This window comes from Cupriavidus sp. D384 (genome assembly GCF_001652915.1).
Lineage (GTDB): Bacteria > Pseudomonadota > Gammaproteobacteria > Burkholderiales > Burkholderiaceae > Cupriavidus.
The window spans coordinates 1-21228 of record NZ_BBQI01000081.1 but is presented as its reverse complement, the minus strand read 5'-3'; the positions used below and the strand labels follow the sequence as shown (position 1 = coordinate 21228).

General features: G+C 63.4%; 17 protein-coding genes. 11 read left to right on the top strand and 6 right to left on the bottom strand.

Going from position 1 to position 21228, the window contains the following annotated elements; genetic code table 11:
- On the top strand, positions 1-490 hold a 490-nt coding region (locus A9J21_RS16905), incomplete at its 5' end, for an isochorismatase family protein (protein WP_066737661.1).
- Positions 491-1601: 1111 nt separating this feature from the next.
- Positions 1602-3230 (top strand): phage integrase family protein, encoded by a 1629-nt coding sequence (locus A9J21_RS16900; protein ID WP_066737659.1) that lies wholly within the window; start codon positions 1602-1604, stop codon positions 3228-3230.
- A 2-nt stretch (positions 3231-3232) separates the two neighbouring features.
- On the opposite strand, the gene A9J21_RS16895 is transcribed toward A9J21_RS16900, so the two are convergent.
- Positions 3233-4249 carry a ParB/RepB/Spo0J family partition protein gene (locus A9J21_RS16895; protein WP_066737653.1) on the bottom strand — a complete coding sequence of 339 codons (1017 nt, stop codon included), beginning with the start codon at positions 4247-4249 and terminating at the stop codon, positions 3233-3235.
- Positions 4250-4254: 5 nt separating this feature from the next.
- Positions 4255-4911, bottom strand: coding sequence for an AAA family ATPase (locus A9J21_RS16890; protein WP_066737651.1), 657 nt, complete (start codon positions 4909-4911; stop codon positions 4255-4257).
- A 417-nt stretch (positions 4912-5328) separates the two neighbouring features.
- Here A9J21_RS16890 and A9J21_RS16885 point away from each other — a divergent pair, with 417 nt between their 5' ends.
- Positions 5329-5532, top strand: a complete 204-nt coding sequence (locus A9J21_RS16885) for a cold-shock protein (protein WP_042880443.1) — start codon at positions 5329-5331, stop codon at positions 5530-5532.
- Positions 5533-5659: 127 nt separating this feature from the next.
- On the opposite strand, the gene A9J21_RS16880 is transcribed toward A9J21_RS16885, so the two are convergent.
- Both A9J21_RS16880 and A9J21_RS16875 read right to left on the bottom strand, forming a co-directional pair.
- Positions 5660-6754, bottom strand: coding sequence for a replication protein RepA (locus A9J21_RS16880; protein ID WP_066737649.1), 1095 nt, complete (start codon positions 6752-6754; stop codon positions 5660-5662).
- 1608 nt (positions 6755-8362) lie between these two features.
- Positions 8363-8566 carry a cold-shock protein gene (locus A9J21_RS16875; protein ID WP_066737667.1) on the bottom strand — a complete coding sequence of 68 codons (204 nt, stop codon included), beginning with the start codon at positions 8564-8566 and terminating at the stop codon, positions 8363-8365.
- A 311-nt stretch (positions 8567-8877) separates the two neighbouring features.
- Here A9J21_RS16875 and A9J21_RS16870 point away from each other — a divergent pair, with 311 nt between their 5' ends.
- From A9J21_RS16870 to A9J21_RS16860, 3 genes are all read left to right on the top strand, one after another.
- Positions 8878-10239, top strand: a complete 1362-nt coding sequence (locus A9J21_RS16870; protein ID WP_066737647.1) for an NCS2 family permease — start codon at positions 8878-8880, stop codon at positions 10237-10239.
- Between the two features lie 614 nt (positions 10240-10853).
- On the top strand, positions 10854-11327 hold the full coding sequence (locus A9J21_RS16865) for a hypothetical protein (RefSeq protein WP_066737666.1): 474 nt from the start codon (positions 10854-10856) through the stop codon (positions 11325-11327).
- 128 nt (positions 11328-11455) lie between these two features.
- A complete protein-coding gene (locus A9J21_RS16860) occupies positions 11456-12829 on the top strand; it encodes a sigma-54 dependent transcriptional regulator (protein WP_066737663.1) in 1374 nt (457 codons plus the stop codon).
- Between the two features lie 164 nt (positions 12830-12993).
- Here A9J21_RS16860 and A9J21_RS16855 read toward each other — a convergent pair whose 3' ends face one another.
- Positions 12994-13329, bottom strand: coding sequence for a hypothetical protein (locus A9J21_RS16855; protein ID WP_066737645.1), 336 nt, complete (start codon positions 13327-13329; stop codon positions 12994-12996).
- 873 nt (positions 13330-14202) lie between these two features.
- The gene (locus A9J21_RS31620; RefSeq protein ID WP_156545969.1) at positions 14203-14445 is read right to left on the bottom strand and encodes a hypothetical protein; all 243 of its coding nucleotides are present in this window, start codon (positions 14443-14445) and stop codon (positions 14203-14205) included.
- 279 nt (positions 14446-14724) lie between these two features.
- On the opposite strand from A9J21_RS31620, the gene A9J21_RS16845 reads away from it, so the two are divergent.
- From A9J21_RS16845 to A9J21_RS16825, 5 genes are all read left to right on the top strand, one after another.
- Positions 14725-15720 (top strand): YihY/virulence factor BrkB family protein, encoded by a 996-nt coding sequence (locus tag A9J21_RS16845; RefSeq protein ID WP_066737637.1) that lies wholly within the window; start codon positions 14725-14727, stop codon positions 15718-15720.
- A gap of 138 nt (positions 15721-15858) precedes the next feature.
- Positions 15859-17451, top strand: coding sequence for a peptide chain release factor 3 (locus A9J21_RS16840; protein ID WP_066737635.1), 1593 nt, complete (start codon positions 15859-15861; stop codon positions 17449-17451).
- A gap of 191 nt (positions 17452-17642) precedes the next feature.
- A complete protein-coding gene (locus A9J21_RS16835; protein WP_066737633.1) occupies positions 17643-18938 on the top strand; it encodes an MFS transporter in 1296 nt (431 codons plus the stop codon).
- Between the two features lie 134 nt (positions 18939-19072).
- A complete protein-coding gene (locus A9J21_RS16830; protein WP_066737631.1) occupies positions 19073-19987 on the top strand; it encodes an AraC family transcriptional regulator in 915 nt (304 codons plus the stop codon).
- A 183-nt stretch (positions 19988-20170) separates the two neighbouring features.
- Positions 20171-21094 (top strand): mechanosensitive ion channel family protein, encoded by a 924-nt coding sequence (locus A9J21_RS16825; protein WP_082926472.1) that lies wholly within the window; start codon positions 20171-20173, stop codon positions 21092-21094.
- The last annotated feature ends 134 nt before the right edge of the window (positions 21095-21228 follow it).

Sequence of the window (21228 nt, the reverse complement as noted above, 5' to 3'; positions counted from 1 at the left end):
TCCCGAACTGCTCGACGTCTTCCCGGGCAAGGAAACGCTCGAACGCACGTCGATGAATTCGTGGGACGACCAGAAGGTGCGCGACTCCCTGGCCGCCAACGGCCGCAAGAAGATCGTGGTGGCGGGCCTGTGGACCGAGGTCTGCAACACCACGTTCGCCCTGAGCGCGATGCTCGAAGGCGACTACGAGATCTACATGGTGGCTGACGCCTCGGGCGGCACCAGCAAGGAAGCGCACGACTACGCCATGCAGCGGATGATCCAGGCCGGCGTGGTGCCGGTGACGTGGCAGCAGGTGCTGCTGGAATGGCAGCGTGACTGGAAGAACAAGGAAACGTATGACGCGGTGACGGGCCTGGCGAAGGAACACTCGGGCGCGTACGGCATGGGCATCGACTACGCCTACACGATGGTCCACAAGGCCGCGCAGCGCACGCAGACCGCGCACCCGTCGATCGCCCCGGTGCATGCACCGGTGATCGAGTACTGATCGGCGACTACGCCAGCACCCCACCAAGATCACGGGCACGCGAGCGCCATCACCCATCGGGTGGCGCGAACGTGCCCGTGTCCGTTCCGCGTAATTTATTCGGTGGATTAGTAGTTAGGCCAATGTCGAGCCAGTGAAAAATCATTCGAGCGAATGATGTGTCTATTGTGGGTTTTTTGGTCGTGAGCATCGCGGCGGATGCGGCAACGCCAAAGGGGCAGGAATGCGTATACGCGTATACGTATACGCATATTGCGTTTCAGAGGCCTCCCGTACCAGGCACTTCAGCGCCTGGCGTTTGGCGCCGCCACACACAAAGCGTACTCACTGCTGCGTATGAAATTCCTTTTAAATCAACGCTGCAGAATGATGGACGGAACGGCGACTTTTTCCCTCTGGCGTGCCCAAAAGGCACGTGTCAGAAGCTGCCTCGATGTGGCCGCTTCGACCTTGCAGCGTGCGGTCCAATCTCCGTTCAACGCGCATGCCGACGATGAAGGAATGCCGGCTTCCGGATACGTGCGTCCTCGAGGTCGCATGCGAGACGAATGACGCCCATCCTCAAAAGCCCCTCTACATTCGTTGGCTGGATTTTTGATCGCGTTGCCAACTTCTCCGGACCCAGGAAAGCGGGGTAAGCGCCCCGATGCGCCATGTCCGGACCTGCTCCAGCACTTATGGACCCTCGAATTCCTGGAAACGCCGCTGCGCGTCCTGATCGTCTTGCGGGCCCACAAGAGACCCTGGCGACGCAGCGCCGCATTCTGGTATCGTCCCGACGCATCTGCTGCACGTGACGTGCTGAGCGCGTCAGGGCGGCCTATTTGCGCCGCGGCGCTTTGCAGGCGCTCCATGTCCCCGAATTTCCCCAAGTGCCTCCACTTCCATTAAAATAATTTACATTGCACTTTGATGTGCAGAATGGGCCGGTTGGGATTTCGAATGACAACTTTTGGTTGCAAATCAGTCACTTACGGGCGTTTGGCCGCGTGCGCCTGTATCAGCGCACGTCTAAGGCTGACGGCTGTCATACGTGCTTGCAGCATCCCAATGGAGCGATGTCTGAAAGGTCAAAATATGCGCTATACGGTACTTTATCGGGAGCGCAATCATGGCGGATGATCGCGATACGCTTGCGGCAACCAAGCTGACCCGTACCGAGTTTGCCGTGGTGCGGGCCTATGCCCAAGGCATGCGGCCGGTCGATATCGCCAACCGCTACCTGCTGGACCCGGATGACGACGATGACCTGACCGAACATCAGGCCATCCAGCGCATTCTTTCGCTGCGTGATCGTCTGGTGCAGTTTGCACTCCAGCATGACCGGCCAGATATCGCCGAGATGTTCGAAGCACTGCGCGGCAGGTCGGATTCCGGCATGTCGCGGCGGGTGGAGGCGCTCTCGTCGATCGAGCAACTGGGCCAGGGCCGTCCGCTGCCGTCGCATCGTGTATCGCTCTGGTTTGGGCCAAGCCTGGCCCGGCGACTGATGGCGGCTGACATTCATACCATTGCCGACCTCGTGACGCTGGCTAACCGCCGTGGCAGCAGCTGGTGGCGTCATGTGCCACGTATCGGCCAGAAATCCTGCGAAACGATCGTTCGCTGGCTGGCCGGACAGCAGGTGGCCTCCGATATCAGGCTGCGCGAGTTTGTGCTGGCACCCTCCGATTTTGTGATTCGAAAAGCACTCAATAGTGCTCGATTGGGACCATCTATGCGTGTTCCCGTGCCGCTGGAATCGATGCTGATGCACGGTGGCAGCAGCACCCAGGAACGGGAGTTGGCCGAAGATCTGCGTTCGGTGAAGGATTGGATCAAGACAAAGGAGTCGTCGCCAAACACGTGGAAAAGCTATCGGCGCGAAGCCGAACGGTTGCTGTTGTGGGCCGCACGGCAAGGCCGTTCGCTGCGTTCGCTGGCGGCCGCAGACCTGCTGGCCTACCAATCGTTTCTAGCCGATCCCCAGCCCGCCGACTTCTGGTGCGGGCCGGCAAGCGCGCGGGACAAGGCCCATTGGCGGCCCTTCGAAGGCCCGCTGCGTACCAGTTCCTGCGAGGCGGCGCTGCGGGTGGTGCGGGCACTGCTCGGCGCTCTCCACAACGAAGTGCCGCGCCGGCGCGTCCGGCCATCACGTGACTCCGCCAGTCAATTGAACGATGGCGCGGTCGCGACGACGCCACACTCGTCGGCCGATATCTCCGTAGCGGAGGTGACTGAGAATGCCGTGGAAGAAGTAGGTACGGCGTCGACCGTTCCGGTTGACCGGTTCCTTCAATGGCTGTCCAACGATTCGCCGTCGCCTCAGCAACGCGCTGCGCTGGCCACGGCCTTGCTGATTGCCCGACACGGCTTGCGCGTGGTCGAACTACCGGGCCTGCGCCTCTCTCATCTGGTGCCTGGCGTCAACACTGTCAATCTGACGCTCATGGCAAAGAGTGCGGCACGGGCCGGCGAGATCCCTCTGGATGGCGACACATGGGATGCGCTGGTGGCGCACTGGGGTGATCGTGGAGTCGAATGGAAGGACGATTTGCCAGGCAACCGCCCCGATGTTGCGCTATTGGGGCCAATTGATTTTCCGGATACCGAACGTGGCCGCGCAAAGCGATCACGGGGGTCGGCAGGCTACTCGCCCAGTGGGCTGGACCGGCTGTTGCGATCCAGCTGGCGGCGATTTGCCGCCGCGCATGATGATGTGCCGGCGGCGTTCACACCCCGCCAGCTCAGGCTACCCTGAGATCAGAGCAGCGTCTTGTCCAGCCCGAATCGGGCCTTGAGCACTTCCAGCAGATCTTCGCGGGCATTGCGGTCGGTCAGCTGGACATCAAGCATGATCCGGCCGGAATCCCATTCCTTGATCGTGCCAAGCAGTTGCCCTGCCTCGGTGCGAATCTTGTACTGGCGGCTGATTTCCTTGACCTTGCGCGACTTGCCTTCCTGCGCCTGCTTGCGGATGGACTCCACCTCGCGGCTCGACAGACCATCGTTCATGATGCGCGTGGCAAGATCGCGGGTGCGATCCTCGCCGGCGATCTTGCAATAGAGCGTCAGCTCGTATCCGGCGGCAATGCCGATTGCGCTGGGTCGCTCGCGCATGACGGCAATCACCGATTCCGGCAGTTTCAGCAGGGCAAGTGTCTTGTTCACCGTACCGGCGGACATCCCTGTCAGCTCACAGATTTCCTCTTCCTTCTGGACCTTGCCTTCGTCCAGCAGCTGACGCCATGCAATTGCGTTGTCCAGTGCGGACTGATCCGAACGCTGCTCGTTCAGCAGGAAAGACAGCCGGTAGAAATCGAGGTCGCTGAGGTCGTCCTCGATAAAGCACTCCATCTCCAGCTTGCCGGCCGAGGCCAGGGCGCGCTTTCGATAGTGCCCGTCGATCAGGATGTAGTGGCCCGGACGAGCGGGATCTGGCGCAGCGAGGCCGGGCGTCTTTTGCCCATGCGTGGCAATCGACGCAGCCCGTTCCTGAACGACCGCCGGATCATAAATGCGCCGGGCGTTGAACGGGTTGTCGTGCAGATTGGCAATCGGGACCCGGATCAGCACGCGCCCTTCCGCACTCACCACCGGACTTTCAGCGCTGAAAGTGGCCAGCGGCGCGCCGGGGCGTTGGTTCTGGAGCAGCCCATTCGGGTGTTCGGACAGCGCGGCCTCCGCACGCGCGAACCGGTCGATCGCATCGCTACGGGTTTTCTCCGCGGCCATGCCGGCAAGCATGCCGGCCTTCAGGCTTTTCAATTTCGTTGCCATTCGTATTACTCAATCAGGGACAGGATTTCGTCCACCATCATGTCCACTTCCTGGATCGCCTCGCGTGCGCCAGGCACGCCGTGGACGGTGCAGCCAATCGCCTGACATTCCCGAAACGCCGAGCGCGACCCGATCATCGAGTTGAGCAACGGCACATCGCCGTCATCGCCAAGGATCTCGATTGCCTGGCGCGCGATGGAAACACGGCGCTGGACCATGTTCGCCATGACGCGGATCTGCAGCGTCTCGTTTTGCACCTGGGCATGCTGCGCAAGCGTCTTGGCGGCCACCGCGGCCCACAGGTCAGGGGGCGATGGCACCACGGGAATAATGGCCAGGTCGGAAATCAGCAATGCGCTGGACGGCGCAGCCGAATGCACGGCGGGCGGGCAATCGACAAGGATGTAGTCGTAGTCGTGCACGAACTTGCGCACTTCGCGGTGCATCGCCCCACCCGACGGCGCCAGGCCGATAACGGAGGCCGGGAACGGCCGTTCGTCGCTTGCCTGGGCTGCCCAGCGGGTTGCCGTGCCTTGCTCGTCCATGTCGACGAGCATCGAGCGCGCGCCACGGAGCCCCAGTGTGCCAGCGAGATGCATGCTAACGGTGGTCTTGCCGCAGCCGCCCTTCTGGTTGAAAACGGTGATGATTTTTGCTGCCACTTGGGGCCTCACTTTCAGCGCTGAAAGCGCGCGGATGATGGTGTTCAATCAAGGCGAAACTTTAGCCAATCCCACAGTGCGCTACAACCCATTTTCGAAAATTTAAATAATTGAAATTGTCGCGAAATGCGCACTCCACGGCCGTAACGCACGTCAGAAGTGGCGTAGCTGGGACAAACCCGCCTATATCAACTTTGGGGATTCTTCTTCTTGAAAAGCGGTAGAGAATCCGCCTAAAGTAAAGGTAGTGCGCATTACGCCGCACATGACACCGCAACACAATGTGGTTATGATGCCCGTTACAGTCGAGTCAAGTCGTGTCAACTCGTTGACTTCCGTTCGGTATCTACGAGACCCCAGCGTGCTTGAACGGTTGTTTGCGTTGTGTAAACGAACTTGCTTCGAAAGGACTTTCTTATGGCAACCGGTACGGTCAAGTGGTTCAACGAGACTAAGGGTTTCGGCTTCATTACTCCCGACGATGGTGGCGCAGACCTGTTTGCCCACTTCTCGGAGATCCAGGGTGCGGGTTTCAAGACCCTGAAGGACGGTCAGCGTGTGACGTTTGAAGTCAAGCAAGGCCCGAAGGGTCTGCAGGCTTCGGCGATCAAGCCGGCCTGAAGCGAACCACTGCAGTTTCCGGGCGGTCATCGAGATGACTGACCGGTAAGCAAGAAGGGCAAGCACAAGCTTGCCCTTCTTGCTTTTCAGCCGGCGTGTTCCGTTCTCGCCCCGGCCGCTTCGATCTTTATCCGAGCTTGCGTACGCTGGTGCGCGACGGCTGCAGGATCAGCGCCTTCGAAGAGTCCGCATCGACCTTTGCGCCGGGATACACGACCAGCACATCCTTGAGCGCCTTGCGGAACAGCGCCCGGAACTTCCGTTCGCTCTCCGTCTCTGTGCCGAACTGCATCTGCAGGGCTTCCCAAGGGATTTCCGTACGACGCTGGATCGTGAAGAAGCGATAGGTCAGCCAGGAATACACGTCCAGCGCAAACGGCGACTGCTTGAGCGCCTTGAGCGCCCGCATATCCACCGGCACAGGCCGATTGACCAGCTCGTTGAAAAAGGGCTCGGACAGCACGACAAAGCTCTCGAACATCGACCCCTGGCCCGGCTGCATGGGGTCCCACCACGTCGACAGCTGATCGGCGAGCAAATAACCCACACGATCGATCGACAGCGGCTCATGATTGGGCGCCTGGTTTGGCACCGGCATCGACTTGTTCTGCACGATGGCGATCGTGGCCGAGAACAGCCGGATCATCTGCTGGCGAACCAGCGTCATCGTGCCGCGCTTGCCACCCGTAGCCATCGGGATGCCAAGGTTGTACATGAACTCCGACAGCGAGTTGCCAAGCGAAATGCGACGGTCTTCCACGGTTCCCGTGAACTCGCCACGCTTCTTCTTGGCCATGATTTCCTTGCCGATCCAGGCAAGCATCAGGCGCGGGTAGGAGCCGTATGGATATCCCAGCGACACAGTCTCGGAGACAAGCTTCTGCCGGCCGTTCGATGCCCGTTCGGAGCGCTGCTGCGTGAAGTAGCCCGGCTGGATCATCAGCGAGATATTGCCGCTGGTACGCGTCCAGACCGGAGGCGCACCCTTCGGTGCCCGATAGGGCAGCGTTACCTGCACGCTGGCACGGCTCAGGAAGCCGACTTCGCCACTTTGCCAGGCGTCTTCACGCTCCATGGCCTGGGCTTCGTCGAAAAGACGCTGGAATTTCTCGGACGGCGCGAGGGCGTTCTCGTTCCCGGGAATGATGATGCGGGACGGTTCCGCGTCCGCTTCCAGGACAGTACGTTCCCCCTCGGAGGCCATAGAGCGTTTGATCGACATATTGATGGGCTTCGGATTACCCGCCTTTTTACGCGATCACGTATACGTTGTCACGCAGAAACGGGTACGTATACGTGTTTATCTGGCGGCGATGCGATTTCCCATGCGACTCGCGGCTTCTGGTACGGCGCTTACGTAACCACAAGCCTGTCTTGCAAGCTGGTTGTTTTGCCTGGCCGGGTATCCGGCGATTGGTGGGATGGCGGCCAGACGGTGGGCAACCCGGCAGGGTTGTCCACGGTTGGCAGCGCATCCACTACAAGTAAACGATACCGATACGGGTTAACTACTCGTAAACCGTATACGGAGCGCCAAGCCCATTGATTGCAAAGCGCTTTTCACCCCTCTCTGTACCCGTTTCTGCGGCATTCCGAACCCGTTTCTGCGATGCCCCGAACCCGAATCTGCGACAAACCGAACCCGTTTCAGCGGAAACGCCGTACCGGAATCTGCGGGGATAAGTCACTGATCCCACAGGCTTTTCCACAGAAAAACGAGAGCAGGCCGTACCCATTTCTGCGCAGCAATGCCCAGGTGGCCTGCGGCAGGGGTCAAACCCGGCGTCCTGCGTCGCTTATCCCCGCAGATTTGGGTACGCCATTCTGCCTGGACCGGCTGAAAAGCGGCCGTTGCGTACCCATTTCTGCGTTGAACGGGCCCCAAAGCGAACCCGAATCTGCGTATACCCGGTTGCGGGCCCAGGAACGGCCCTGTCGAACCCGTTTCTGCGGCGTACCCGAATCTGCGTACCAGGGTGATCGAGAGCAAAACGTGCCAAAGCGTACCTACTTCTGCGTATCGAAACCCGGCACTTCTCACGCCGTGCGTACCCAATTCTGCGAACGTTTCTCAGTGAACCACGCCGGCGCGACGTATACGTGCACGCCACGGCAGGACGTATACGTGGAGCAAGCCCACACTTGGTGATCGGGATATCGGCCACGGGTCAGCCGCCGGCGTACCCGTTTCTGCGCGACCGGCCGGGGCAAGCCCTGCTTTCCGTGGCAAGGGAAATCCAGATCACATCCACGTGCGTACCAATTTCTGCGACCGAAGAACCGCGAAAACCGTACCCGTTTCTGCGCGGCGTCGCCGGCGCCCGGTCGTAAACGTGCGCCAACTGGCGAGCGAACCCAAATCTGCGGGGAAAACTGTCGTGCTGAAACATTAGGCGGGATAACTGGCCCGGACGCGTGCCTCATGCGTCATATGAAACCGAAAACCGTACCCATTTCTGCGTTGCGCAAACCTTGTTGTAATCAGGTCACAGAAGAGGGCTGGCCGTACCCATTTCTGCGGAAGGCGGCAACAGGGGCGTACCCGTTTCTGCGTGAGTCGAAATCCGCGTGCCAGGCAATGCGTACCCGTTTCTGCGAACGTGCGCGCGGTGCCAAAGGAGGGATGCAAATGGAGATAGTGGGATGTGCGCAACCCGAGGCCGAAGGGCGGTGCACATGGATGGGAGTGGGAATGCCAGGGACGAATGGCCTTGGCGGACGCGCCACATCGGCAGTGCGCGGCACACCATGCGCCACGCACGGACGAAAAAAAACCCGCCGAGGCGGGTTTTCTGGCTCGACGCGCGCCGGAGCGCGCGTGCTTCGGGCCTTAGACGGGCGTGATGTTCGCCGCTTGCAGACCCTTCGGGCCGTTCTTCACTTCGAACGACACGCGCTGGTTTTCTTGCAGCGACTTGAAGCCCTCAACGCGAACTTCCGAGAAGTGCGCGAACAGGTCGTCACCGCCGGCGTCCGGCTTGATGAAGCCGAAGCCCTTGGCGTCGTTGAACCACTTGACGATACCGGTTTGCATGGTATTGCTTTCCAAAAAAATAAAAAAGAAACCGATGGTGCGCACACCACCGTATTGCCAACTCAAGGAAAGGACACCATGGACAACCGAAGTACCAAGACGGTGGCTAACGAATGAACTGTTGCCTCGTCGCTTGAATCTGGCGGAGATTTATACGGGGGAATGCCAGTCTCGTCAAGGCAGGGAAATCCCCGGACTGGGCTGGATGCTCCTGACGGCTTGTGGGATGATCCGGCCTTTTCCGCATTGTCGAGTCAACACGGCACATGGCCACATGTGCCGCACGCGTCGCCCGAGCACCTGGAGACACTATGTCCACCCCTGAACAGGCCCCACGGCCAAGCACCCATCCCTCATCGGCCACGGCGCCATCGAGCCTTGTCGAGCGCATCTTCCGCCTGCGCGAGCACAACACGAATGTGCGCACCGAAGTGCTGGCTGGCGTGACCACGTTCCTGACGATGGCCTACATCATCTTCGTGAACCCCAGCATCCTCGGCGACGCCGGCGTGCCGAAGGATGCGGTCTTCGTGGCGACGTGCCTGGCCGCCGCCATCGGCACGCTGATCATGGGCTTCTACGCCAATTACCCGATTGCCATGGCGCCGGGCATGGGGCTGAACGCCTACTTCGCCTACACCGTGGTGAAGGGCATGGGCCTGCCGTGGCAGGCCGCGCTGGGGGCGGTGTTCATTTCGGGTTGCCTGTTCCTGGTGGTGACGCTGTTTCGCGTCCGCGAAGCCATTGTCAAAGGCATCCCGCTGGCGATTCGTGGAGCGATTACTGCGGGCATCGGCCTGTTCCTTGCGATCATCGCGCTGCACAGCGCCGGCATCATCGCCGGAAATCCCGCAACGCTGGTGACCATCGGCGACCTGCACCAGCCGCCGGCGGTGCTGGCGATCATCGGCTTCTTTGCCATCGTCGCGCTGGATCGCCTCAAGGTGAAGGGCGCCATCCTGATCGGCATCCTGCTGACCACGGGGCTCAGCTTCATCTTCGCGGGCAACCAGTTCCACGGCGTGGTGTCGGCCCCGCCGTCGATCTCGCCCACGCTGTTCAAGCTCGACATCTCTGCCGCGCTGTCGATTGGCATCGTCAACGTGGTGCTGGTGTTCTTCCTGGTTGAGCTGTTCGACGCCACGGGCACGCTGATGGGCGTGGCAAACCGCGCGGGACTGCTCAAGGCCGGCAAGATGGACCGCCTGAACAAGGCATTGATGGCCGACAGCACCGCGATCATGGCGGGCTCGCTGCTGGGTACGTCCTCCACCACTGCCTATATCGAAAGCGCATCGGGCGTGCAGGCCGGCGGCCGCACCGGCCTGACAGCGGTCACCGTGGCCGTGCTGTTCCTGGCATGCCTGTTCATCGCGCCGCTTGCCGGGACGGTCCCGGCCTATGCCACCGCGCCGGCACTGCTTTATGTGTCGTGCCTGATGTTGCGCGAGCTGGTCGATATCGACTGGAGCGATGTCACCGAAGTGGTGCCGGCCGTCCTGACCGCGCTGGCCATGCCATTTACATATTCGGTCGCCAACGGCGTAGCGTTCGGGTTTATCTCGTACGCCGTGCTGAAGCTCCTGACCGGCCGCGCCAAGGACGTACCGCTGATGGCCTGGATCATCGCCGCGGTGTTCCTGTTCAAGTTCTACTATCTGCCCGGACATTGACGGCACGGTGGTAGCGCGCAGGTTTCATGAAACAAGGGGGATGGCCGAAACGCCATCCCCTTTTTCATTGATGGAGGCGGTTCTTCATGTTCAAAATGAAAACGATGACATCCAACGGTGTCGCTGAATGTTCGCGTACCCGTTTCTGCGTATCAAACGGTCGTCGGGTAACTTGGCGGCGTACCCGTTTCTGCGGCGAATGTAAGGACTCATTAACCTAATAAGCGAGAGCAAAAGCCGCTCTCAAGTCTCATACAAAAGTATGAGACTTGGCTGAAAGCCAACATTCCGGGCTGGACAAAAGGGGGGAAATGCACTGAACTAGAGGCGTGGCAAAAATTTGAGGGCGCGCAAGAGCGCCCTTTGTTGACTCCGGGATCCCGGGGCTGTCGATCAGCATCGACCGCACCCACGAGGGAAGCGGTCAGGCCTGCCGGTAGCACCAGAAAGAGGCCGATCGACCATGAGACCGTCCACCACAGGACGGCTTCGCCACCACGAAAGAAAGAGTGCGCGGCACATGCGCACCAGACAAAGACAGCTCAAATCCAGAACAGAAAGTGGTAAACGCGAACGTGTAGTGCCGGGGGATGTTGTTCAACGGGGAACAGATCATGACCGCAGGAGAAATCCGGCGTCCCGCCATCGGGCCCATCAGCCAGCCTGGCAGCCAGCCGGCGCATGGCAAATGGAGCGCCCTGGGAGAAGCCTCCGCAGATATCGCGCTGCAAGAAGGCAACGAAAGAGGGCTCGAGGACTACGCCATCACCGATGTTGCCAACGTGCTCGCCGAAGACCACGAGGTCTCGCCGCGCACCCGCGCCGCAGTCGAAGGCCTGCTGCAGCGCCATCGCCTGCTGGCCGACGAACTGTGCCGCCAGCGCCTGCTGTTGCAGGAATGGATCCTGAGCCAGCTCACATACAAGGCGCTGTACTACCAGTATTCGGGCCAGAAACCGGAGTCGCCAAGCATCGAGCTGATGCGCGAAAAGGACATGGTGCGCCGACGCATCCGCGACGAATTGTGTGCGGGTGGCGATCGTGTCAGCGTGCTCGAAGACCCTTCACGCAGTCTGTCCACACCGTGATCCCCCAGACGTTGCGCGCGGGCAAGCCCGCGCAGCCAGCGGAACCGGACCGGGCCGAATGGCCCGTGGCCGCGCGTGCCGCTGGTGCTGTTGCTACCAACAAGAAGCCCAACGTCAGGGAGAACGTCATGGACCGACTGTGCAAGGCGCCGGCACGCACCGCACAGATCGTGCTCGTGTCACGCTATGAAGATTTTGGTTTCAGTGCAAATCAGTTTGGATCAGGCTGGGAAATCCGGCGCGTGCAACAGGTGCGAGACCTGGAGCGCGCGGTGCGCGGCAGTGCGCCGATGGCCGGCATCATCGACCTGCAGACGCCGTACAGCGACGCCGAACTGACGCAGCTCGAACAGGGGCTGCAGCATCTGCATGTCATGTGGGTGGCCATCACGTCGACGGCCATGCTCGAGGACGAACGCGTACGGCGGCTGATCCGCGACTATTGCGTGGATTACGTGCGCACGCCGTTTTCGTTCGATGAACTGCTCTACACGCTCAAGCATGCGCACGGCATGGCCTGCCTGCATGGCGCCCGCATTCCCGAACAGACCACGCGTGGCCCGATGATCGGCGAATGCCAGCCGATGCGCGCCATGTTCCGGTCGCTGGCAAAGGTGGCGCACAACGATGCCCCGGTGTTCATCTCCGGCGAGTCGGGCACCGGCAAGGAACTGGCCGCGCAGGCCATTCACGAGGCGTCCAGCCGGCGCAAGGGGCCGTTCGTGGCGATCAACTGCGGCGCCATTCCATCGCACCTGGTGCAGTCCGAACTGTTCGGCTACGAAAAGGGCGCCTTCACCGGCGCCAACCAGCGCAAGGTCGGCTGGATCGAGCAGGCGCAGGGCGGCACGCTGTTCCTGGACGAAATCGGCGATCTGCCGCTGGAAAGCCAGGTGGCGCTGCTGCGCTTCCTGCAGCAGGGCACCATCACGCGCCTGGGCGGCCATCAGTCGATTCCGCTGGACCTGCGCATCATCTCGGCCACGCACGTGGATCTGGTGGCGGCGCAAGGCGACGGCCGCTTCCGCTCCGACCTGTTCCACCGGCTCTGCGTGCTGACGCTCACCATCCCGCCGCTGCGCGAGCGTGGCGAGGACATCCTGCTTCTGGCCAATGCAGTGCTGGCCGAGCATGGGCACGAGGCCCATCGCCGCATTCGCGGATTCTCCACGTGTGCCACGCAGGCGATGATGCAATACACATGGCCTGGCAATGTGCGCGAGCTGATCAACCGCGTGCGGCGTGCGATCGTGATGACCGACAACCGCAAGATCACGGCCGAGGACCTGCAATTGCATGGCGGGGTGGATGTCCCGCGCAAGACGCTCGACGCGATTCGCGAGGAGGCCGAGCGCGAAGCCATCCGCACGGTGATGGCCAGCCATGGCTTCCACGTGGTGCCGGCTGCGCGCGAACTCAACGTGTCGCGTGTGACGCTGTATCGGCTGATGCACAAGCACAATATCCGCGTGGATCTGCAGCCTGGCGCATCGGGAGACTAGCGGGAACGTCGCGGAAGACCAGCGAAGACAAAACGCCACGGCAGGTGCGTGGCGCCAAGGGGGATCCGGCGACGTCCGCTCGCCGGATCCCCTTCGTCCTTCCGCCCGGACAGCGGCGGAAGGCTGGCGCGGCTTGGCCCGCGCAGAATCGGCCGGTCAGCGGCCTAGCTCATGCTGACCTTGCCACGGCGCCCACGCGGGGGCGCACTGTCATCGTGCTGCAGACGCCCCGGCGACACGTCGTGCGGATCGGTGATGTAGTCGCGCGCCTGCCGTTCGGCCGGTTGCGCGGGTTGTGTCGGCGTCTGGTCGGGCTTGAAGCGGACATCGCCCCAGGCCCAGCCGAATGCCCGCACATAGATATCGTTGCTGACCGCCGCGTGACTGTTCAGGTTTGTGTCCTCCGGCCTGTCGAAATAGGCATAGTTGCCCGCCAGTGCCGGCGTGGCTGCGGTCGAGAGCAATGCCACTGCGATGGTGGCGAAAACTCTGGCGTACATGGGTGGCTCCCTCCCTTGCTGGAAAAAGGTGCCCGCCGGGGGACGGAGCACGTAAACCGGTTTAGGTGCGCGCGCGCCAAAAAGCAACGGGCGCGTTCCCAAAAGCCTGTTTCCCGTCATTTGCCAGGCCAGATTGGTCAGCAGCCGGCATGCCCGTTGCGCTGCCGGCTGGCAGGCGCGGCCGTGATGCGCTGGGCAGTGGCGCAAAACGACGTGACGGGCCGCGTGGTCTGGCGCGGGGACGGAAGCAGGGGCGGCGAGAGCAGTTCCCTGACGGACGGCGGCGGGCCCGCAAGCCGATAGGCGCGGCGGCGCGCCGTCATTCGGGCTGGTGGATGACGCATGGCAGTGTCTTCTCCTGCGTTCTGACCATCTTTGTAATTGGACTCGTACTTCTCCCAGCCGGAACAGAGCGACAAGTGTGCCAATCAAGTGCAAACGCTTGTTTTACAAGGGTTACCGGCCGACGCGGCCCCGTACGGCGCGCGCCATGACGCGCTGGCGGCCGCAATCGGTTACGCCGCTGTTACGACAAGCGGACGCCAGATCGCGTAGGCCGGTCATGGATGAAACTCGCGTGCCTGCCATGGGCGCCGATTGCATGGGCTGCGGGCTGGCCGTTGGGGTACCCAGGCCGCCAGGGCGGTGCCAAGGTGGGAGCAGGGCAGCCGGCAAGGCGCGAAACAGACAGGTGTGTCTGCTTTTCGGGGCACAACCACCGGGCGCCGGCAGGGTTGCCGCCTATACGGCCGCGCCGGACCTTGCCCGCCGACGGCGCGTGCATCCGGTTGCATCACTGAAACCGCAGCCGGCCCGCAGAAATGGGTACGCTTCGGCGGCGCGCCGGGAGTGCGCCCGGACTGCGCCCGCTTGCTATCGCGGTGCGGCCGGTGCGCCCGAGGCGGCGGTCGTCGCGTTGGCGGCAGCGGGGGTGCCGGGATTCACCGCGGCGCTGCCCGACATCGGTTTGGGCCCGGGTCCAGGCTGCTGGTTGCGTTCGCAGCCTGACAGCATCGTCAGGCAAAGCATCAGGCACGGCATCAGTCGGGCAGGAACGCGCACCCGTACGCGGGCCGCGCGGGCCGTGGATGGCTGGCCGTTCGAGGTTAGGATCACGTAAGGCTCCTGTTCGGGGCCGGAAAAGCGCGTGCCGGCAAGCGTACCTGGCGCGACCGGTCCGGCATGTGTGCCTTGATCAATCGTAGCAGGCAGACGTGTTCGCCGCCGGCCAAGCGAACTATGATGAACGCACGCATCAGACGCCGGCTGACAGACAGGATGCGCCACACGGGCGAAGCTCCGGGCCAGTAGCGAAGGCGCCGGGCCAGCCTCGTCGTTCTTCCCGGTCAGCCTGAATCGGCCCTGACACCCGCCCACTCAAGGACGTCACCCGGCATGCCTCCAGAAAACGTGCCCGAGAAGCCCGATCGATCGCCCCCCAGCCCCCAGCGTGGCCGCTGGCTGCCCGATCGCCATACCGGCAGCCGTACCGTACGCGTGGTATCGGCCGCCATCATGTCGTGGCTTGACCATCGCGCCGCCAGCAAGGGCGCAGCGCTGTCCTTCTACATGCTGTTTTCGCTGGCGCCGATCCTGGTGATGGTCATTTCCATCGCCGGGCTGTTTTTCGGCGCCGAAGCTGCGCGCGGCGAGATCTTCGCGCAGCTCAACGGGCTGGTGGGCGAGCAGGGTGCCGCCGCCATCCAGGGCATCCTGGCCGCCACGCATCGGGCCGGCGGCAGCGGCATTGCGGCGATGATCGCTTTCGGCATCCTGATTGTCGGCGCCACGAGCGCGTTTGCCGAGCTGAAGAGCAGCCTTGACGATATCTGGCAGGCGCCGCCGCCCATCGGGGCCGGATGGAAGAAGCTGCTGCGGGCGCGCATGCTGTCCTTCAGCATCGTGCTGGCCCTGGCGTTCATGCTGCTGGTGTCGCTGGTGGTCAACGCGGCGCTGGCCGTGGTCAACCGTTTCTGGGGGCAACTGTGGACGGCCTCGTGGTTCGCGCCCGTGGCCGATGCCATTTCCACGGCCTTCTCGTTCGCCGTGGTCACCGCCCTGTTCGCCACGATCTTCAAGATGCTGCCGAATGTGCGGATCGCATGGAGAGACGTGCTGATGGGTGCCATCATCACGGCTCTGCTGTTCTCGGTGGGCAAGCGGCTGATCGGCCTGTATCTGGGTAACAGCGCCGTGGCGTCGTCATATGGCGCTGCCGGGTCGGTCGTGGCACTGATGCTGTGGGTGTATTACTCGGCACAGATTTTCTTCTTTGGCGCCGAACTGACGCGCCAGTACGCGTTGCAGTTCGGCAGCCTGCGAGGGCACGATCCGGCGCGCGAAAACCGTGGTCCGGCAGCCCACGCCCCGGCCGGCACCGCGAACCGGTAAAATAGCGCCCCAATCCGATCCCCGGGACGCGTCCCGGGTTGCTCCCAGGCCCCTGGTGCCCGCCCGAACGTACTCCGGCGGCGCCAGCGCCCCGCCCGGGCGCCTTTCGCCCATCGCCCTTACCCGATTCCTGAAGCCGTGAGTTCGCTCGTTTCCGAAATTGCGCGTCGTCGCACGTTTGCCATCATTTCCCACCCGGATGCGGGTAAGACCACGCTGACCGAAAAGCTGCTGTGGTTCGGCGGCGCCATCCAGGTGGCCGGCGAAGTGCGCGCGCGCAAGGCCGATCGCCACGCCACATCCGACTGGATGGAGCTGGAAAAGCAGCGCGGCATCTCGGTGACGTCGTCGGTGATGCAGTTCCCGTACCAGTCGCGCCCGAACGAGCCCGAGAACATCGTGAACCTGCTCGACACGCCGGGCCACGAGGACTTTTCCGAAGACACGTACCGCACGCTGACGGCCGTGGACTCGGCCGTGATGGTGATCGACTCGGTCAACGGCGTGGAAGCCCAGACCATCAAGCTGCTGAACGTCTGCCGCCTGCGCGACACCCCGATCCTCACGTTCATCAACAAGCTTGACCGCGAGGGCCGCTCGCCGATCGAACTGCTCGACGAAATCGAGGATGTGCTCAAGATCCAGTGCGCGCCGATGACCTGGCCGATCGGCATGGGCAAGGCGTTCCGTGGCGTCTATCACATGATCGACGACAAGGTGCAGCTGTTCGACCCGAAGGGCGAAAAGGGTACCGCCGCCATACTCGACGGCCTGGACAATCCCGAACTGGACCGCATCCTGGGGTCGCAGGCCGACGAACTGCGCATGGAGATCGAACTCGTGCGCGGCGCGTCGCACACGTTCGACCGCGAAGCGTTCCTGGCGGGCAAGCAAACCCCGGTGTACTTCGGCTCGGCGATCAACAACTTCGGCGTGCAGTCGCTGCTGGACGCCCTGTGCGAACTGTCGCCCCCGCCCCTGGCCCGCGCGACCGAATCGCGTACCGTGGAGCCGCAGGAAGGCAAGTTCAGCGGCTTCGTGTTCAAGATCCAGGCCAATATGGACCCGCGCCACCGCGACCGCATCGCGTTCGTGCGCGTGTGCTCGGGGCGCTTCGACCGCGGCATGAAGCTGCTGCATGTGTCGCAGGGCAAGACCGTGGCGATCAACAACGCCATCACGTTCATGGCGCAGGACCGCAACACCACCGAGGAAGCCTACGCAGGCGACATCATCGGCGTGCCCAACCACGGCACGATCCGCCTGGGCGACGTGTTCACCGAAGGCGAGCCGCTGCGCTTTACGGGTATCCCGTCGTTCGCGCCGGAATTCTTCCGCCGCGCCCGCCTGAACAACCCGCTGAAGGTCAAGCAGCTGCAGAAGGGTCTGCAGCAGCTGGCCGAAGAGGGCGCCACGCAGATGTTCCGTCCGCTGATGTCGAACGAACTGGTGCTGGGTGCCGTCGGCATGCTGCAGTTCGACGTGGTGGCGCACCGCCTGGAGCACGAGTACGGCGTCGATGCGATCTTCGAGTCGCATGAATGCGCCACGGCTCGCTGGCTCAAGGGCGATCCGGCCGAAATCGAGAAGCTGATCGACAAGAACGGCCACAACGTCGCCATCGACGGTGCCGGCGATCACGTCTACCTGGCGCCCAGCATGGTCAACCTGCGCCTGACGCAGGAGCGCTTCCCGAACATCCGCTTCCTGGAAACGCGCGAGATCGCCTGATCCGGCTGGCCCTGTCCCGATCCCGCAACGGGGTCGGGATGGCCTTGATGCGGTGTGTTGATAACTTCATTGTGTCGGCAACGATACAACACCGGCGCGGCGCAATGCCGCCGACTGGGCTAGAATCCTGAGCTTTGTACGCGACTGCGTACATTGCCTGCCTGCCGCGCCCTCAGGGCGCTTCCTGCCTCATGTCCAACGCCCCCGCGCTACCGGCCGACGAGCCGGATTCCGTCTTTCGTGACCCCGCTTTCCGGCATTTCTGGTTTGCCCGGCTCTGCACCACCATTGGCTACCAGATCTTCACGGTGGCCGTGGGCTGGCAGATGTATGACCTGACGCGCGATCCGTTCATGCTGGGCATGGTGGGGCTGGTGCAGTTCCTGCCATCCATCGTGCTGATGCTGATGTCCGGCCACGTGGCCGACCGCTTCGACCGCCGCATCATCGTCCGCACCTGCCAGATGCTGGAAGCGGTCATTGCCGCGTCGATGGCCGTCGCCAGCTTCTCGGGCTGGGTGACCAGCGAGCATATCTTCTTCTTCGTGGCGGCCATTGGCGGCTGCCGGGCCTTCGAGACCCCCACGCTGCAGGCGCTGCTGCCCAGCGTGGTCACGCCCCGGCAGTTGCCGCGCGCCGTGGCGCTGGCAAGCTCGGCCGCCCAGACCGCCATCATCATTGGCCCGGCGCTGGGCGGGTTTGCCTATGTGGCGGGCGCGGGCGTGGTCTACACCATCAGCGCGGTGCTGTTTGCCATCGCCGCGGCGCTGGTGTTCACGCTCAAGCTGCGCCAGGCCGCGCAGCGCCTGACCGCGCCGGTCAGCATCAAGACGCTGTTCGCCGGCTTTGCCTATATCCGCAGCCACCAGGTGCTGCTGGGTGCGGTGTCGCTGGACCTGTTCGCGGTGCTGCTCGGCGGCGCCACGGCCCTGTTGCCGATCTATGCGCGCGACATCCTGCATACCGGACCCTGGGGGCTGGGGCTGCTGCGGTCATCGCCGGCCATCGGGGCGCTGGTGACGGCGCTGTGGCTGGCCCGCCATCCGCTGAATCGCCGTGTGGGCCGGGTGATGTTTGGCGCGGTAGCCATTTTTGGCGTGGCGACAATGGTATTCGGTGTGTCGACGTGGTTGCCGTTGTCGATGGCCGCGCTGGTGGTGCTGGGCGCGTCGGACATGATCAGCGTGGTGGTGCGCCAGACGCTGGTGCAGCTCGATACCCCCGACGACATGCGCGGTCGCGTTGGCGCGGTCAATTCGGTCTTCATCGGGGCATCCAACCAGCTTGGCGAGTTCGAATCGGGCGTCACCGCAGCGCTGCTCGGCCCGGTGGGCGCGGTGCTGCTGGGCGGCGCAGGCACGATCCTGGTGGTGGCGGCATGGATGAAGCTGTTCCCGATGCTGACCAACCGGGACCGCCTGCACGACCACCCGACCGGCCCCCAGGGGGCGGAAGGGTCCGGCAGCAAGGCCGCTCCCGCACGCTGATGCGGCACGGCGCAAACCTTGGAGAGGGCGGCCTGGCCGCCCTTTTTCCATGCCGGAGCGTACCCATTTCTGCGGCGCCGCAAATCCCGCGTACGGCCGTCCGCAGGCGGGCCGGATTGGATTAGAGTCACACCATGCCAGCCGTGCCGCAGTCGCCCCAGCCCCCTCAGCCGCTCGCCGGCAACGCCGTGTTCTCCGCGCTCACGCAATCGCGTGCATCGCTGGAACGCGCCTGCGTGCTTGGCGATGGCCTGGGACTGGCGCTCTGGCGCAACCGCCACGACGACACGGCCTACGCCCGGCCCGGTCACCACACGATGTCGGTGTACCTAGAAGGCGGATATTCCACCTATCGCCGCGACGCCCCCGATCGCAAGGGCGGCCCCGACCGGCTTTGCCTGCTACCGGCCGGGCATGAGTCGGCCTGGCATGTGGGCGGCACGCAGCGCTTCCTGCACCTTTATTTCCAGCCCGAGCATCTGGCCTGGCACTGCGTGCGCGTGCTGGATACCGAACCCCGCGGCCTGCAGCTGCAGGACCGTTTGTTCGCCGAGGATGCCGGGCTGGTGGCGTTGTCGCGCCAGCTGGTGGCGCTGGACTGGCAGGACCCGGACAGCCGCATGATCGGCAACGCGCTGGCGCACCGGGCCGTGACGCAACTGCTGCTGTCGCATGGCGCGCGCAAGCCGTTGCCGGACTGGCGTGGCGGGCTGTCGGCGCAGGCCCGACGCAGCGTGGCCGACTGGATCCACGCCCATCCCGCCGAAAATCCAACCCTGGGCGAACTGGCCGCAGTGGCGTCCCTGTCGGAATTTCACTTCGCGCGGATGTTCCGGGTGTCGTTCGGCATGGCACCGCATGCCTGGGTCATGCGCACGCGGCTGGACAGGGCGCAGTCGCTGCTGGCCGATGGCCGGCTGTCGCTTCAGCAGGTAGCCAGCCACGCGGGCTTTGCCTCGGCCAGTCACTTCAGCAACCGCTTTCGCGCGGCCTTCGGCCTGACGCCGGGCCAATGGCGCACAGCAGCAGGAATTTCAGCCACGTTGTAAATCCTGCACACGCCCCCCCGGGTTGTGAACGGTTGTGATGTCCGAGGCGCGTCTGCGGACATGGCCCGCAAGCCGTTGCGCTACCGTGCGTCACGCAGAAACGGGTACGCTTTTGCCACGCCGGCGCCACTGGTTGGCACGTCCTTCGCAAGTCTCGCGGGGTTTTACACCCGGAGCCGACGCATGGACCTGAACTTCATCGATCACGCCAAGCTGGAAGCCACCTGGGCTTACCTGACCCAGTTCGCCATCAGCCAGGGCCTCAACTGCCTGGCCGCCCTGACCATCCTGATCATCGGATGGTGGTTGTCCGCGCGGGCCGCGCGGGCGTTGCGGCAGACACTGCAGCACACCCATGTCGACGACACGCTGCGGCCCATGCTGGCAAGCATCGTCCAATGGGTGATCCGCGTGCTGACCGTTGTGCTGGTGCTGTCGCAGTTCGGCGTGCAGACGGCCAGCATCATCGCCATGCTTGGCGCGGCCGGGCTGGCCATCGGGCTGGCGTTGCAGGGCACGCTGCAGAACATCGCCGCGGGCATCATGCTGGTGCTGCTGCGGCCGTTTCGCGTGGGCCAGTACATCGATGCGCAGGGCGTGGCGGGCACGGTGCGCGAGACCGGCCTGTTCATGACCGAGTTGCAGACGTTCGATGGCGTCTGCCTGCGCGTGCCCAACGGCAAGATCTGGGGCAGTTCGATCATGAACTACAGCGAGAACCCCACGCGCCGCATGGACATGGAGGTCACGGTGACCTTCGACAGTCCGATCCAGGCTGGCCTGGATGCGCTGGCGGCCATGCTCGACAGCGAGAAACGGCTGCTGCCCAAGCCCGGACGCGAGGTCATGGTGGTGCGCTACACCGAACGCGGCGTCACGCTCAATGCGCGCTACTGGACGTCGAACGACGATTTCTGGAGCGTGCAGTTCGCGCTGTACGCGAAGCTGAAGGCCACGGTGGAGGCGGCCGGCTGCCGCATTGCCGTGCCCGTGCAGGAAGTGCGCGTGCCAGACATCGACGAGGCGGAGACGACCGAAGCGGGCCACGGCGACGGGCGCGGCAAGGCGTTCCAGGGGCGGCTGCCGGGGTCGGGAAAGCCGAATTGAGGCGCTTGGAGTGTACGCAGAAACGGGTACGCTTTTTGTAAGTCGCGGAAGTTTGTCGTGGCGACAAGAAGACTCTCGCGCTCATCCGGCTTGTTTCTCCCCGGTCCCACTTGTGGGAGAGGGGCAGGGGGAGA

Excerpts from the sequence above, each read along its gene's own strand:
- A9J21_RS16900 (WP_066737659.1), top strand. The coding sequence starts at position 1,602 with ATGGCGGATGATCGCGATACGCTTGCGGCAACCAAGCTGACCCGTACC.
- A9J21_RS16895 (WP_066737653.1), bottom strand. The coding sequence starts at position 4,249 with ATGGCAACGAAATTGAAAAGCCTGAAGGCCGGCATGCTTGCCGGCATG.
- A9J21_RS16885 (WP_042880443.1), top strand. The coding sequence starts at position 5,329 with ATGGCAACCGGTACGGTCAAGTGGTTCAACGAGACTAAGGGTTTCGGC.
- A9J21_RS16880 (WP_066737649.1), bottom strand. The coding sequence starts at position 6,754 with ATGTCGATCAAACGCTCTATGGCCTCCGAGGGGGAACGTACTGTCCTG.
- A9J21_RS16875 (WP_066737667.1), bottom strand. The coding sequence starts at position 8,566 with ATGCAAACCGGTATCGTCAAGTGGTTCAACGACGCCAAGGGCTTCGGC.
- A9J21_RS16870 (WP_066737647.1), top strand. The coding sequence starts at position 8,878 with ATGTCCACCCCTGAACAGGCCCCACGGCCAAGCACCCATCCCTCATCG.
- A9J21_RS16865 (WP_066737666.1), top strand. The coding sequence starts at position 10,854 with ATGACCGCAGGAGAAATCCGGCGTCCCGCCATCGGGCCCATCAGCCAG.
- A9J21_RS16860 (WP_066737663.1), top strand. The coding sequence starts at position 11,456 with ATGGACCGACTGTGCAAGGCGCCGGCACGCACCGCACAGATCGTGCTC.
- A9J21_RS16855 (WP_066737645.1), bottom strand. The coding sequence starts at position 13,329 with ATGTACGCCAGAGTTTTCGCCACCATCGCAGTGGCATTGCTCTCGACC.
- A9J21_RS16845 (WP_066737637.1), top strand. The coding sequence starts at position 14,725 with ATGCCTCCAGAAAACGTGCCCGAGAAGCCCGATCGATCGCCCCCCAGC.
- A9J21_RS16835 (WP_066737633.1), top strand. The coding sequence starts at position 17,643 with ATGTCCAACGCCCCCGCGCTACCGGCCGACGAGCCGGATTCCGTCTTT.
- A9J21_RS16830 (WP_066737631.1), top strand. The coding sequence starts at position 19,073 with ATGCCAGCCGTGCCGCAGTCGCCCCAGCCCCCTCAGCCGCTCGCCGGC.
- A9J21_RS16825 (WP_082926472.1), top strand. The coding sequence starts at position 20,171 with ATGGACCTGAACTTCATCGATCACGCCAAGCTGGAAGCCACCTGGGCT.